13 protein-coding genes and 1 pseudogene are annotated in these 13,621 nt (G+C 72.4%); 5 read left to right on the top strand and 9 right to left on the bottom strand.

Features of this window, described 5'->3' with window-relative positions:
- Positions 1–170: 170 nt before the first annotated feature.
- The 5 genes from efeO to D1825_RS03855 form a co-directional block, all read right to left on the bottom strand.
- Positions 171–1,376: an iron uptake system protein EfeO gene (gene efeO, locus D1825_RS03875; RefSeq protein ID WP_118766152.1), complete on the bottom strand. Its 1,206-nt coding sequence runs from the start codon at positions 1,374–1,376 to the stop codon at positions 171–173.
- 11 nt (positions 1,377–1,387) lie between these two features.
- Complete coding sequence (efeU, locus tag D1825_RS03870; protein WP_118766151.1) at positions 1,388–2,245, bottom strand: iron uptake transporter permease EfeU; 858 nt, start codon at positions 2,243–2,245, stop codon at positions 1,388–1,390.
- Between the two features lie 156 nt (positions 2,246–2,401).
- Positions 2,402–2,839, bottom strand: a complete 438-nt coding sequence (locus D1825_RS03865) for an NUDIX hydrolase (RefSeq protein ID WP_233549609.1) — start codon at positions 2,837–2,839, stop codon at positions 2,402–2,404.
- Positions 2,840–2,886: 47 nt separating this feature from the next.
- A complete protein-coding gene (locus tag D1825_RS03860; protein WP_118766150.1) occupies positions 2,887–4,671 on the bottom strand; it encodes an acetyl/propionyl/methylcrotonyl-CoA carboxylase subunit alpha in 1,785 nt (594 codons plus the stop codon).
- 188 nt (positions 4,672–4,859) lie between these two features.
- Entirely contained in the window at positions 4,860–5,540 is a 681-nt protein-coding gene (locus tag D1825_RS03855; protein ID WP_118766149.1) for a Maf family protein, read from the bottom strand.
- Positions 5,541–5,638: 98 nt separating this feature from the next.
- Here D1825_RS03855 and D1825_RS03850 point away from each other — a divergent pair, with 98 nt between their 5' ends.
- Complete coding sequence (locus D1825_RS03850) at positions 5,639–6,334, top strand: vitamin K epoxide reductase family protein (RefSeq protein WP_233549608.1); 696 nt, start codon at positions 5,639–5,641, stop codon at positions 6,332–6,334.
- A gap of 52 nt (positions 6,335–6,386) precedes the next feature.
- Here the strand turns inward: D1825_RS03850 and D1825_RS03845 are convergent, their stop codons facing one another.
- A complete protein-coding gene (locus D1825_RS03845; RefSeq protein ID WP_118766147.1) occupies positions 6,387–8,054 on the bottom strand; it encodes a DUF885 domain-containing protein in 1,668 nt (555 codons plus the stop codon).
- 127 nt (positions 8,055–8,181) lie between these two features.
- On the opposite strand from D1825_RS03845, the gene D1825_RS03840 reads away from it, so the two are divergent.
- The 3 genes from D1825_RS03840 (at position 8,182) to D1825_RS03830 (ending at position 10,737) form a co-directional block, all read left to right on the top strand.
- Positions 8,182–8,715, top strand: a complete 534-nt coding sequence (locus D1825_RS03840) for a sigma-70 family RNA polymerase sigma factor (RefSeq protein ID WP_118766146.1) — start codon at positions 8,182–8,184, stop codon at positions 8,713–8,715.
- Complete coding sequence (locus tag D1825_RS03835; protein ID WP_118766145.1) at positions 8,712–9,854, top strand: hypothetical protein; 1,143 nt, start codon at positions 8,712–8,714, stop codon at positions 9,852–9,854. The genes D1825_RS03840 and D1825_RS03835 overlap by 4 nt, the downstream gene beginning before the upstream one ends.
- A gap of 70 nt (positions 9,855–9,924) precedes the next feature.
- On the top strand, positions 9,925–10,737 hold the full coding sequence (locus D1825_RS03830; RefSeq protein WP_118766144.1) for a hypothetical protein: 813 nt from the start codon (positions 9,925–9,927) through the stop codon (positions 10,735–10,737).
- A 131-nt stretch (positions 10,738–10,868) separates the two neighbouring features.
- On the opposite strand, the gene D1825_RS03825 is transcribed toward D1825_RS03830, so the two are convergent.
- Genes D1825_RS03825 through D1825_RS03815 form a run of 3 tightly spaced genes read right to left on the bottom strand, consistent with a single transcriptional unit; the run spans position 10,869 to position 13,266 of the window.
- Entirely contained in the window at positions 10,869–11,078 is a 210-nt protein-coding gene (locus D1825_RS03825; RefSeq protein ID WP_118766143.1) for an acyl-CoA carboxylase subunit epsilon, read from the bottom strand.
- Entirely contained in the window at positions 11,075–11,641 is a 567-nt protein-coding gene (locus tag D1825_RS03820; protein ID WP_118766142.1) for a hypothetical protein, read from the bottom strand. The genes D1825_RS03825 and D1825_RS03820 overlap by 4 nt, the downstream gene beginning before the upstream one ends.
- A gap of 32 nt (positions 11,642–11,673) precedes the next feature.
- Positions 11,674–13,266: an acyl-CoA carboxylase subunit beta gene (locus tag D1825_RS03815; protein ID WP_118766141.1), complete on the bottom strand. Its 1,593-nt coding sequence runs from the start codon at positions 13,264–13,266 to the stop codon at positions 11,674–11,676.
- A gap of 124 nt (positions 13,267–13,390) precedes the next feature.
- Here D1825_RS03815 and D1825_RS03810 point away from each other — a divergent pair.
- A pseudogene (locus tag D1825_RS03810) lies at positions 13,391–13,621 on the top strand (biotin--[acetyl-CoA-carboxylase] ligase); the annotation flags it as partial.

The raw sequence follows: 13,621 nt of genomic DNA, 5'->3' as shown, positions 1-13,621 counted from the left end.
GTGCGGTCAGGCGGCCGACGCCGAAGCCGGCCGCGGCGCCGGCGACCGCGAGGCCGCCGCCGAGGCCGAGGACGGCGCGGCGGGACAGCCCGTCCGACGCGGGCGAGGCGTCGGGCGGGCTGTCCGGCTGGTCCTGCGCGGGGTCCGTGGGGGCGGACACGGCGGGTGGCTCAGGCGCCGGTGACGGTCGTCGTGAGCTGCGAGAGCGGCTCCGACAGCGCGTCGACCGCGGTCGCGAGGGCCTTGACCTGGTCCTTCGACAGCTTGTCGTAGTACGTGAACCCGGTCTCGATCGAGCCCTGCTCGGCGAGCAGCGCGTCGATCTCGGTGAACCGCTGCTCGAGCTCGGCGGCCAGGTCCGGGTTCTCCGCCTCGACGACGTCCGCGAGGCCCTCGTACCCGACGCGCGCGCCGTCGACGTTGGCCTGGAAGTCCCAGAGGTCGGTGTGCGACCAGATCTCCTCCTCGCCGGTGACCTTGCCGTTGGCGACCTCGTCGAGCAGCGCCTTGGCGCCGTTCGCGATCTGGAACGCCTCGAACGTGAAGTCGGGCTTGTTGACCTGGTCGACGAGCTGCTGGGTGTAGCCCACGAGGTCGTCGGCGGCCTTCTCGCGCTCGGCCTGCGTCAGCGGCGTGTAGTCCTTGCCGCCGTTCGCGTCGGCGGTCGGCTGCCAGAGGTCCTTCTCGATGTAGTGCCAGCCGCTCCAGGTCTGGCCGTCCTCGAGGTCGGCCTCGCGCGCGTCGGTCAGCGGGTCGAGGTCGCCGAACGACTCGGCGACGGGCTCGACGCGCTCCCAGTGGGCACGCGTCGGCGCGTAGAGCTCGCGCGCCTTGTCGTCGTCCCCGGCCTTGTACGCCGCGGCGAACTCCTTGGTGCCCGCGATGAGCGCACCGACCTGGTCCTTCACGTAGGCCACGTACTGGGTCTCGGCCGTCTTGAGCTGGTCGGCGGTGTCGCCCGTCGGGCCCACCTCCGTGCCCGAGTCGGTGACGGTGAACGCGGCGCGGATGCCGTCGCCGACCATGCCGGGCTTGCACGCGGTGAAGTACTTGCCCGGGCGGGCCTGGACCACGAGGTCGCGCGAGATGCCCGGGCCGACGTTCTCGACCTCGGAGATGACGCGCAGGCCGTCCTCACCGAGCAGGTAGAACTCGGTGACGTCCGAGCCGTCGTTCTTCACCTGGAACGTGATGTTGCCGCTCGGGGCGGTCGCCGCGGAGACGTCGCACGCGTCCGCGGTCGAGCTGACGCTCAGGACGCCGGGGGCACCGCTGGCGCCGTCGCCCGACGGGGTCGGGGAGTTGGACACGCACCCGGCAGCCAGGGGCAGGACGAGGGCGGCGAGCGCGAGCGCGCCGACGGTGGAGCGGGTCATCGGACTCCTTCTCAGACGGTGGCCGGCGCCGGTGCGGGCGCGGCGGGGACCGGGGTGTGGTGGCCCCAGGTGGTGCGGACGAAGATCGCGAGGACGGGCACGACGTAGGCGACCCAGGCGACGAGCTGCAGCCACGTGGTCGCCGGCGTGAAGTTGAAGATGCCCTTGAGCAAGGTGCCGTACCAGCTGCTCGGCGGGACGGTCGTCGAGACGTCGAACGCCAGGTTGTTGAGGCCGGGCAGGATCCCGGCCTCCTGGAGGTCGTGCACGCCGTAGGACAGGACGCCCGCGGCGACGAAGATCAGGAACAGCCCGGTCCACGCGAAGAACACGCGCAGGTTGAGCCTCACGGCGCCGCGGTACATGAGCCAGGCGAGCAGCACGGCGGTCGCGATGCCGAGCGCGGCGCCCAGGAGCGGGGCCGCGTTGGAGTCGGCGCCCGTCGTGGCCTTCGCGCCGGCCCACAGGAACAGCGCGGTCTCGAGGCCCTCGCGGCCGACGGACAGCAGGGCCATGACGATGACGGCCTTCTTGCCCGCGGCGATCGCGTCGTCGAGCTTGTGCTGGAGGTTCCCCTTGAGGTGGCGGGCCGTCTTGGCCATCCAGAAGATCATCCAGGTGATCAGGCCGACGGCGATGATCGACAGCGAGCCGCCGATCGCCTCCTGCGCCTCGAACGACAGCCCCTGCGGGCCGAAGGTCAGCAGCGCGCCGAACGCGAGCGAGGCGGCGACGGCGATGCCGACGCCGAACCACAGCGCGGGCAGCAGGTCCCGGCGCCCGGTCTTGACCAGGTACGCCACGAGGATGCTGACGACGAGCGCGGCTTCGAGGCCTTCACGCAGACCGATGAGGTAGTTCGCGACCATGAGGAGCTTTCGTCGAGCGGGCCCGGTCCGGGGGGGACTCCGGGCCGCTTGCTGTGAGGAAAGGCTTGCCTCACCAAAGCGGGACGATACTCCGCAGAACGGGTCGCTGACCAACCCCTCTCAGCGCCCGGATGTGTGATCCGCGCCACTGGTCGGTCAGTCGGAGGCGGTGATCCTCGCGCGCAGCGCAGGCCACGCGTCGGCGAACGCGGGCAGCAGGGGCAGCGCGTCGACCTCGTCGACCGGCACCCAGCGGATCTCGTCGCTCTCGGCGTCGGTCACCGCGGGGTGGACCGGGACGAGCTCCTCGGCGATCACCGTCGTGTAGGACCAGTCGGGGTGCGACAGCACGGTCTCGCCGCGGATGCCGACGGCCGCGGGGTCGATGCCCGCCTCCTCGTGCGCCTCGCGCAGCGCGGCCTGCTCGGCGCTCTCGTCGGGCTGCCGCGCACCGCCGGGGATGCCCCAGGTGCCGCCGTGGTGGCTCCAGATCGCGCGGTGCTGCAGGACCACGGACAACGGCTCGCGCCGGACGAGCAGCAGCCCGGCGGCGCCGTGCAGCCCCCAGTGGCGATGGCCGCACGCGCAGTCCACCCAGCCGTCGCCGGGCTGGCGCGGCCGGTCGGGGGGCGCGTGAGGGTTCAGCCGACGATCTCGCAGATCGCGGTCCCGGCGCTGACGCTCGCACCGACCCCGGCGGTCAGCCCGGTGACGGTGCCGGCGCGGTGCGCGACGAGCGGCTGCTCCATCTTCATCGCCTCGAGCACGACGACGAGGTCGCCCTCGGCCACCTGAGCCCCCTCGGCGACGGCCACCTTGACGATCGTGCCCTGCATGGGCGAGGCCAGGGTGGTGCCGTTCGACGACGCGCGCGCGGGTCCGCTGCGCCGCGCGGCGGGCCGACGTGCGGGTGCCGGTCGGCCGCCCCCGCGGGACAGCGCGAGGGCCGCGGGCAGCACGACCTCGATGCGCTTGCCGCCGACCTCGACGACCACGCGTTCGAGCACGGGCGCCTCGTCGGCCTCGTCGGGCTGGGCGGCGGGCGCCTTGCCGAGCGTCGCGAGCGTGTCGGTGAACTCGGTCTCGATCCAGCGCGTGTGCACGCGGAAGGCCTCGTCGGGGTCCGCGGGTGCGAACGCCGGGTCCTCCAGGACCGCGCGGTGGAACGGCACGACGGTCGGGATGCCGACGACCTCGAGCTCGGCCAGGGCGCGGCGGGCGCGCTCCACGGCCTGCGTGCGGGTCGCGCCGGTGACGACGAGCTTGGCGATCATCGAGTCGAACAGGCCGGAGACGCTGTCGCCCTCGACGACGCCCGAGTCGACGCGCACGCCGGGGCCCGACGGGAAGCGCAGCGTGCTGATCCGGCCCGGCGCGGGCAGGAAGTTCGCGGCGGGGTCCTCGCCGTTGATGCGGAACTCGAGGGAGTGGCCGCGCGTCTCGACGTGGTCGTAGCCCAGGGGCTCGCCGGCCGCGATGCGCAGCTGCTCGCGCACGAGGTCGATGCCGCTGATCTCCTCGGTGACCGGGTGCTCGACCTGCAGTCGCGTGTTGACCTCGAGGAAGGAGATGGTGCCGTCGACGCCGACGAGAAACTCGCAGGTCCCGGCGCCGACGTACTTGGCCTCGCGCAGGATGGCCTTGCTCGACTCGACCAGCTGCGTGCGCTGCGCGTCGCTGAGGAACGGCGCGGGCGCCTCCTCGACGAGCTTCTGGTGGCGGCGCTGCAGCGAGCAGTCGCGCGTGCTGACCACGACGACCGTGCCGTGCTTGTCGGCCAGGCACTGCGTCTCGACATGGCGGGGCCGGTCGAGGTACCGCTCGACGAAGCACTCGCCGCGGCCGAAGGCGCCGATGGCCTCGCGCACCGCCGAGTCGAACTGCTCGTCGATCTCCTCGACCGTGCGCGCGACCTTGAGGCCGCGGCCGCCGCCGCCGAACGCCGCCTTGATGGCGATGGGCAGGCCGTGCTCGGCCACGAACGCGTGGATCTCGTCCGCGCCACTGACCGGGTCGGGCGTGCCGGCCACCAGGGGCGCGCCGGCGCGCTGCGCGATGTGCCGCGCGCTGACCTTGTCGCCCAGGGCGTCGATCGCGGCGGGCGGCGGGCCGATCCAGGTCAGGCCGGCATCGATGACCGCCTGCGCGAAGCCGGCGTTCTCGGCCAGGAAGCCGTACCCCGGGTGCACCGCGTCGGCGCCGGAGCGCTTCGCGACGTCGAGCAGCTTGGCGATGTCGAGGTAGGTGTCCGCCGCGCGGGCGCCGTCGAGAGCGAACGCCTCGTCGGCGACCCGGACGTGCAGGGCCTCCCGGTCGGAGTCGGCGTAGACGGCGACGGAGCCGATCCGGGCGTCGCGACAGGCTCGGGCGATGCGGACGGCGATCTCACCGCGGTTGGCGATGAGGACCTTGGAGATGGCGGGCACGGCTCACGGTAACGCGCGGGCACCCGCTCGCTCGTTCGCGACGGGGGTCGTCCCGCAAGATTGGGGAACCGGCCAAGCCCGTCCGCCTGGCGTTTGTAGGAATCCGACGACGACGCCGCACCGGACGCCCCTCCCGCCCGCTTCCCGATGTCGGTTCGCGACAACCACGCCGGGGGGCTGGGGTGCGTTCAGCGGGTCCAGAGGTCCGGGATCGTCACGTCGATCTCGGCGAGCAGGGAGCGGAGCAGGGGGAGGCTGATGCCGACGACGCCGTGGTGGTCGCCCTCGATGCGCTCGACGAACGGGCCGCCGAGCCCGTCGATCGTGAACGCGCCCGCGACCGCGAGCGGCTCGCCGGTCGCGACGTAGGCGGCGATCTCCGCGTCCGACAGGTCGGCGAAGTGCACGACGGTCGACGAGGTCGCGCCGAGCACCGCGCCGTGGCCCGCGCCGAGCCGGCCGGGAGCGGGGGCGTCCTCGTTCGTCTCGCGCTCGTCCATGACCCAGTGGCCGGTGTGCAGCACGCCGACGCGCCCGTGCATCGCGTGCCAGCGCGCGATCGCGTCGTCCGCGTCCGTCGGCTTGCCGAGGATCTGGCCGTCGATCTCGAGCATCGAGTCGCAGCCGACCACCACGAGGTCATCGGCGTCGGCGAGCTCGTCGGGCAGGTTCTCCGCGACGTCCTGCGCCTTGGCCTGGGCCAGCACGAGCACCGCGTCGGCCGGCTCGAGGTCGCCGAACCGCTCGCGCGCGGCGGCCAGCGTGGCCTCCTCGTCGACCCCGGAGACCGCGACGACGGGATGGATCCCCGCGGCGATCAGGGTCGCGCGGCGTGCGGGGGAGGCGGAGGCTAGCAGCAGGCGGGTCACGACCGGAGCCTAACCGGGGAGGAAGTCCCACCGGCCACTCAGGAGTTCGGGGCACAATGTGCCCGTGGCCGCCCTGGCCAGCACAGCGAGGAGACACGGTGAGTGACGTGAGATCGCCCGGGCAGGACGACGTCGACGAGGTCGACGACGACTTCGACGACGTGATCGACGACGACCCGGACCTGCTCGAGCCCCCCACCGACGCCTGGCGGCGCAGGACCGCGATCGAGATGGTCATCTCGGGCGCGTTGGGCCTGCTGGCCTCGTTCGTGCTGTCGATCGACGCGCTGAAGCTCGCCGCGAACAATGACGCCGACCTCGGGTGCAGCATCAACGCCGTGCTCGACTGCTCGAAGGTCGCGCAGACCTGGCAGGCGCACCTGCTCGGTGAGTTCTTCCCCAACGCCTTCCTCGGCATCGCCGCCGAGGCCGTGGTCATCACGATCGCCGTCGCGATGATCGGCGGCGTCCGCTTCCCGCGCTGGTACATGCTCGCCGCGCAGGCCGTCTACACGGTCGGCTTCCTGTTCGCCTACTGGCTCTTCTACGAGGCGCTCACCGACATCCACGCTCTGTGCCCCTGGTGCCTGCTGATCACGGTGACCACCACGCTCGTCTGGGCGGGGCTCACGCGGATCAACGTCCGCGAGGGGCACCTCACGCTGCCGGGTGCGCTTGGCCCGAGGGCGCGCCGTTTCGTGGCGGACGGCTACGACTGGTTCGTGACCCTCGGCCTGATCATCGCCGTCGGCCTGATCATCCTTGTCAAGTACGGCTCCGCGCTGTTCCAGTGACGGGCACGCGAAAGGGGGCCGCAGCGCGATGCTGCGGCCCCTTTCGCGTGTCTCAGACCGCGAACTTCGTGAGGACGTCCAGCGGCAGCGAACCCATGCCGAGCGCGCGAGCGTGGAAGTCGCGCAGGCTAATGCCCTGCGCGGCCGCCTTGTCGCGGGTCTGCTCCCACAGGCGCTGGCCGATCTTGTAGGACGGCGCCTGCCCGGGCCAGCCGAGGTACCGGTTCCACTCGAAGCGGATGAACGCCTCGGGCATGTTGACGTTGGCGCGCAGGAACTCCCAGCCCTTGTCGGCGTCCCAGGTGCCGCCGCCCCAGCGCTCGGGAGCGGCCAGGCCGAGGTGCACGCCGATGTCGAAGACCACACGCGCGGCGCGCATGCGCTGGCCGTCGAGCATGCCGAGCCGGTCGCCCGGGTTGTCGAGGAAGCCGAGGTCGGCCATGAGCCGCTCGGCGTACAGGGCCCAGCCCTCGCCGTAGCCCGAGGTCCAGCAGGCGAGTCGGCGCCAGGTGTTGAGCGTCGCGCGCTCGTACACCGCCTGGCCGATCTGCAGGTGATGGCCCGGGACGCCCTCGTGGTAGACGGTCGTCTTCTCGCGCCACGTGTTGAACGTCGTGACCTCGGGCGGGACGGACCACCACATGCGGCCGGGACGCGTGAAGTCGTCCGACGGGCCGGTGTAGTAGATGCCGCCGTTCTGGGTCGGCGCGATGCGGCACTCGAGCGTGCGCACCGGGTCGGGGATGTCGAAGTGCACGCCGGCCAGGGCCTCGATCGCGGCGTCGGACGTCTCCTGCATCCAGGCGCGCAACGCGTCGGTGCCGTGCAGCGTCAGGGACGGGTCGGCGTCGAGCCGGGCGACGGCGTCCTCGACCGACGCGCCCGCACCGGCGATCTCCGCGGCGACGGCCTCCTGCTCCGCGACCACGCGCGCGAGCTCCTCGAGCCCCCACTGGTAGGTCTCCTCGAGGTCGACCGTCGCGCCCAGGAACACGCGGGACCACAGCGCGTAGCGCTCGCGGCCGGCCGCGTCCTGCGTCGGGGCCTGGGGTGCGAGCTCCTCGCGCAGGAACCCGGCGAGCTTGGCGTACGCGCCGCGCGCGGCGCCGGCCCCCCGCTCGAGCTCGGCCCGCACCAGGGAGCAGGCCGACGAGTCGTCGAGCTCCGCCCCGGCGACGAACGACGTGAAGAACGAGTCCGCGGCGGCGAGCTCGTCGGACTGCTCGATGCCCTGCTCGACCTGCCGCACCGCGGCGACCTGCCCGCGCGAGGCGGCGAGCCGCAGCGACTCGATGTACCCGTCGACCGCGAACGGCAGCGCGTTGAGGCGGGCCGCGACGTTCTCCCAGTCACCCGGGGTCGCCGTCGGCATGATGTCGAAGACGTCGCGCAGGTTCTGCACGGGCGACGCGATGTTGTTCAGGTCCCGCAGCAGCTCGCCGGCCTCGTCGAGCTCGACCTCGAGCCCGAGGCGCTCGCGCATCGCGGCGAGGGTGATCTGGTCGATCTCGTCGACCGGCGTCTGGCCGTCCAGCTGCGACAGCGTGGCGCGTGCCGCGTCGGCGCGGGCCTCGTGCCCGGCGGGCGAGTGGTCGGTCATCTCGTGGTCGTGCCCGGCGATCCCCATGCTCGTCGCGGCGAGCGGGTCGAGGCCCGCGAAGATGGTGATGTGGTCCTCGGCGACCTGGTCGATCGCTGTGGGCTGGCGCGTCGTCGTCATCCCGCCGACATTACCCGCGAGTAGTAAAGCAGGACCCAACGTTTTGGACCTCCTGGTCGTCTTGGTGCACGCAGACTGATCCGCGACGCGCAGGGGCCGCCGCGGGCATCGAGACAGGGGAAGTCAGTTGTCCGACTGGGAGCACGTGCTCGACGACCTGGTCCGCGTGCGCGGCCGGGCGCTCGTGCGGCACGCGTACCTGCTCACGGGGGACGTCGCCGCCGCGGAGGACCTGGTGCAGGACGCGATCATCGCGACCTTCGCCCGGCGCTCCCGCGTGCGGTCGGCGGTCGCCGTCGAGGGGTACGTGCGCCGCGCGATCCTCACCACCTACAGCGACGGCTACCGACGTCAGCGCCGCTGGCACGACGTCCGCCACCTGCTCGTCCGCAGCGACGCCGCGCACGGGCACGAGAGCGTCGTCGGTGACCGCGCCGACGTCGTCGCCGCGCTGCGGACCCTCGCCCCCCGGGTGCGGGCATGCGTGGTGCTGCGCTTCTACGAGGACCTGACCGTCGCGGAGGTGGCCGACCAGCTCGGCCTCTCAGAGGGTGCGGTCAAGCGCTACCTCAGCGACGGGATCCGCGCGCTGGAGGCCGTCCTCGGCACGGTGCGCGACGAGCGCGAGACCCACACGATCCTGGAGAGGACGACGCCATGACCATCGACCTGCACGACCTGCTGCACTCGGCCGCCGACGGCGTCGACTCCACGCCCGGCGTCGCCGGGCTCACCGCGCGCATCCGCCGCCGCCGGGCCATCCGCGCGGGTGCGGTCGGGACGGGCGCGCTGGCCGTCGCCGGGGCGCTCGTCGTCGCGGGCATCCACGCGGTCCCGTCCCACCGCTCCGCCCCGCCGGCCGCGCCCGCTCCCATGCCGACCGCCGTGGTCGGCGCCGATCCAGGCCAGTGCGGCTGGGAGATCGGGGCGCCGTCCGCGACCGGGGCGACCGTGGACTCGTCCAACGAGAAGTACCAGCTCGCGGTCCAGACCGCTCCGCCCTCGTCGGCGCTCACCGGCTCGCTCGAGGTCACGACGGCCATCGTCGCGCGCTCCGGCGAGTTCGACCTCACGGCGTCCAACGTCACGCGGCTCGCGTCGCGCGGCGGCGTCGTCGTCGCCGTCTGGGGTGACGCGGGCGGCGGTCGGGTCCGCTCGGACCACCAGGTCGGTGGATACGACCTGGTGGGGACCGAGGTGGTCTCGTGCGGTGCCAGCGCCGTTCCGCTGGCCGACGGCGCGTACCAGATCTGGGCGCTGCAGACGGTCGACGACGGCACCGGCCCGGTCACGCTCCTCGGGGGCGGCGAGACCGTCGACTTCGTCGGCGGCAAGCAGGCTGCGACCTGCGGCGCGGACGTCAGCACGCTGCCCGCGTCCGACCCGAGTGCCGACTTCACGGCCCGCATCGACTACCCGTCACTTGAACCGGAGATCTACGGCGACGTCGCCGACGACGAGCATCTCGGAGCAACCACCTCGTTCGCGCTGATCGGCTCACGCACGCTCGAGGGCAGCTACTCCGCCCGGATCTACCTCGCCGACGCGTCCGGGAAGATCGTCGTCGACGGCGCGGACCCAGTCCGTGGCCAGGCGGTGGACATCGCCATGATCGGTGACGCTACGGGCGGGGAAGGGGCGACCAGCCCGCAGCGCGACGTCCTGTGCTCCGACGGCTCGCCGCTTCCTCCCGGCACGTACCGCTCGTTCGTCGTGATGACGGTCGACCCGTTCGACGGCCCCGCCGGGACGACCTCCCTCGTGGCCGAGGCCGGTGATGTGGTCGTCCCCGCGAGCTGACGCCTCGAAACGGCCACGGCGACGTCGTCCGGAACCTACGCTCGCCGAATCACACGACGAAGGGACGCACGTGCACGGCACCGCGCAGGTTCACACGTCGTACCACCTGATCTGGCTCGCGGACGCGACGACTGAGACGGACGGCGAGCGCGACCTCGCGCACGCCGACCTGCTCGGCAGCTACGAGGACGAGTCCGCCGTCATGGTGTGGCCCGGCATCCACACCGGGACGATCGAGTTCACTTGGGACGTGCACGACGAAGAACCGCCGATGGACCGGGCGGGGTGGGACGACGTCGCCGAGGCGGTCGTCGCGCTCCCGTCGGGAGAGCTCGCGGTGCGCGGGTTCTCCCACGACGAGGTGCTCCTGAAACACCTCCCGGGTCGGTACGCGGTGCGGTGCTGGGCGCGCGGGCGCGACCTCGAGTACGACGGCAGTGTCCTCGGCATCGCGCAGGAGACGTTCCACCTCGACCTGTGGATCGTCGAGCAGTTGCCGCGCTGGGTCGCGCCGGCGCCACTGACACGCGCTGAGCAAACCGAGCTGATGTACCGCGAGTCGATGCAGATGGCAGCGGCCCAGGAGGAGTGGGAGCAGTACGAGGAGCCGCCGAACGAGTACGCGCCCGCCGAGGGAGCGGAGCCCGAGCACCCCTTGTTGCGCGCGGTCTACCGGCTCGGCGTGGAACGGCACCTGCCGATCTCGTGGTGGCCGGCCGGAGGGCTCTGGGACGACGAGGGCGTCATCGTGGAGCCGTCGGGCGGGGCGCATGCTGGCGCCGACGGCGCGCTCTACTGGACGCACGAGGACGGCCCGAGGCCGGTGCCCCCGGGCTCCGCGGAGGAGACACTTGCCTTCCTGGAGGAGCTGGCACGCGGCTGAGGTTCCCCCGATGACACTCGACGAGGCCGGCACTTCGAAACGAGACCGGCACTTTGATCTGCCGGTCTCGCTCCGAAGTGTCGATCTCGACCGCCGCAGCGGACGGGAGACGGGACTGCGCGCGCAGGGGGTCAGCCGCGCAGGCTCCAGCGCCAGGAGTCGCCACCCGCGGCCCAGGTGGCCGACGCGCGGACGGCCCGGCGCCGGTCGGTCCAGGCGGAGTGCGCCGCGGGGGCGTCCTCCGGCTCGGCCGACGACCGGGACATCAGCCCCGCGACCAGGGCCGCGAGCTCGTGGTCGTCGGGTGCGCCGCGCACGACCTGCACGTGCGAGTCGCTCACTCCTGCTCCTCGTCGTCCGCGTCCTCGTCGAACAGCACGGGAGCGCCGCGCGAGACGCCCCACTCGTGCACGTCGAAGCCGGAGTCGACCACGGCCTGCGCGATCTCGGCGCCGCCCGACTCGACGACGTCGAGCACCGAGTCCAGCGTGCGGTCGCCCGCGGACGCGCCGCGGGTCACGACGAAGCCCACGTGGAACGTCTCGACGTCGGGCTCGGCCGGCGCCGCGTCGGCGTCGCCCTCCTCCTCGTCGCCCCAGGACATCCCCGTGAGGTCCGCGTGCAGGCCGAGGCGGGCGTGCAGCAGGTCGTACAGCGCGGCGTTGTGACCGCCGATCTCCGACTCGAGCGACAGGATGCGCGGGTCCTCGTCGGCCTCCTGCGCGCCGAACTCGGCCCGGACACCGACCGCGGTGTCGACGTAGGAGTGCAGCGAGGCAGCCAACGCGTCCACCGCGGCGTGCAGGTCTGCCGGGTCGATGCCCGTCAGGGGGTCCGTGCCGTGGGTGGCCTCGTCGTGCTCGTCGTCGTGGTCGTGCTGGTCGTCGTGCTCGTGCTCGCTCATGATCCGATCCTCACACAGCAGGTCATCTGAGATCACAGAGGGATGTTGCCGTGCTTCTTGGGCGGCAGCGACGCGCGCTTGGTGCGCAGCAGGCGCAGCGCCTTGGTGATCTCGGCGCGGGTCGCCGACGGCGGGATCACCGCGTCGACGTAGCCGCGCTCGGCGGCGTCCCACGGGTTGACGATCGCCTCCTCGTACTCCGAGGTCAGGCGCCGGCGCTCGGCCTCGACGTCGCCGCCCGCGTCCGCGACGGTCTTCAGCGCGCCGCGCTGCAGGATGTTGACCGCGCCGCCCGCGCCCATCACGGCGATCTGCGCGGTCGGCCACGCGAGGTTCACGTCGGCGCCCAGCTGCTTGGAGCCCATGACGATGTACGCGCCGCCGTACGCCTTGCGCGTGATCACCGTGACGAGCGGGACCGTCGCCTCGGCGTAGGCGTAGATGAGCTTGGCGCCGCGGCGGATGATGCCGTTCCACTCCTGGTCCGTGCCCGGCAGGAAGCCCGGGACGTCGACGAACGTCAGCACCGGGATGTTGAACGCGTCGCAGGTCCGCACGAAGCGTGCGGCCTTCTCGGCGGCGTTGATGTCCAGCGTGCCGGCCATCTGCTGCGGCTGGTTCGCGACGATGCCGACGGGGTGCCCCTCGACGTGCCCGAACCCGATCATCACGTTGCCCGCGTACAGCGGCTGCACCTCGAGCAGGACGCCCTCGTCGAGCACCGTCTCCACGACGGTCCGCATGTCGTACGGCTGGCTGTCCGAGTCCGGCACCAGCGTGTCGAGGGACTCGTCGGCCTCGGACAGCTCGAGCGACGCCTCGTACGGGAACAGCGGGGGATCGGTGAGGTTGTTCTGCGGCAGGTAGGCCAGCAGCGAGCGCACGTAGTCGAGCGCGTCGTCCTCGTCGTGCGCCAGGTAGTGCGCGACGCCCGAGCGCGTGTTGTGCGTCGTCGCGCCGCCGAGCTCCTCGAAGCCCACGTCCTCGCCCGTCACCGCGCGGATGACGTCCGGGCCCGTGATGAACATGTTCGACGTGCCGTCAGCCATGACGATGAAGTCGGTCAGCGCGGGGGAGTACACCGCGCCGCCCGCCGACGGGCCGAGGATGAGGCTGATCTGGGGGATCACGCCCGACGCGGCGACGTTGCGGCGGAAGATCTCCGCGAACTGCGTGAGCCCTGCGACGCCCTCCTGGATGCGCGCGCCGCCGCCGTCGCTGATGCCGATCAGCGGCACGCCCGTGCGCAGCGCGAGGTCCATGACCTTGGTGATCTTCTGCCCGTGCACCTCGCCCAGCGAGCCGCCGAACACCGTGAAGTCCTGCGAGTAGATCGCCACCGGGCGGCCGTCGACCGTGCCGTGCCCGACGACGACGCCGTCGCCCGCGATGCGCTTCTTCTCGAGCCCGAAGTTCACCGACCGGTGCTTGACCAACGCGTCGATCTCGGTGAACGTGCCCTCGTCCAGGAGCGCCTCGATGCGCTCGCGGGCGGTCTTCTTGCTGCGGGCGTGCTGCTTGTCGGCAGCGGCCTGCTCGGCGGCGTCGCCGGCCAGGCCTTGCTCGGCGAGGTCGGCGATCTTGGCCGCGGTGGTACGGGCGGTCGCGGGGGTCGTCTGCGTCACCCGACCGAGGCTAGTTGTCGGAACCCTTCAGAGCCGTGCAGGCGGGTGACGGGTTCGGTGGTGTCGCCTCGTAGGTTTCCTCCAAGCACTCCCGCGGCGGCACGCGGTTTGCGACGATGGCGGCATGGCCGACGACGATCCCCGACGCTTCCCGCTGCACGCCGACGAGCTGCGCTCGCTGCTCCTGGCCCCGGACGGTCCGCTGGACCACTTCGAGGTGGTCGAGAGCACCGCGTCGACCAACGCGGACATCGTCGCCGACCTCGAGTCCGACATCGCGGCGTGGCCCGGCGTCGGCGTCCTGGTCGCCGACCACCAGACGGCCGGCAAGGGCCGCGACGGGCGCACGTGGGAG

Origin of the sequence: Cellulomonas rhizosphaerae (assembly GCF_003470205.1) — a bacterium.
GTDB lineage: Bacteria > Actinomycetota > Actinomycetes > Actinomycetales > Cellulomonadaceae > Cellulomonas > Cellulomonas rhizosphaerae.
This window is presented reverse-complemented; position numbering and strand designations above follow the sequence as displayed.

Excerpts from the sequence above, each read along its gene's own strand:
- efeO (WP_118766152.1), bottom strand. The coding sequence starts at position 1,376 with ATGACCCGCTCCACCGTCGGCGCGCTCGCGCTCGCCGCCCTCGTCCTG.
- efeU (WP_118766151.1), bottom strand. The coding sequence starts at position 2,245 with ATGGTCGCGAACTACCTCATCGGTCTGCGTGAAGGCCTCGAAGCCGCG.
- D1825_RS03845 (WP_118766147.1), bottom strand. The coding sequence starts at position 8,054 with ATGACGACGACGCGCCAGCCCACAGCGATCGACCAGGTCGCCGAGGAC.
- D1825_RS03835 (WP_118766145.1), top strand. The coding sequence starts at position 8,712 with ATGACCATCGACCTGCACGACCTGCTGCACTCGGCCGCCGACGGCGTC.
- D1825_RS03820 (WP_118766142.1), bottom strand. The coding sequence starts at position 11,641 with ATGAGCGAGCACGAGCACGACGACCAGCACGACCACGACGACGAGCAC.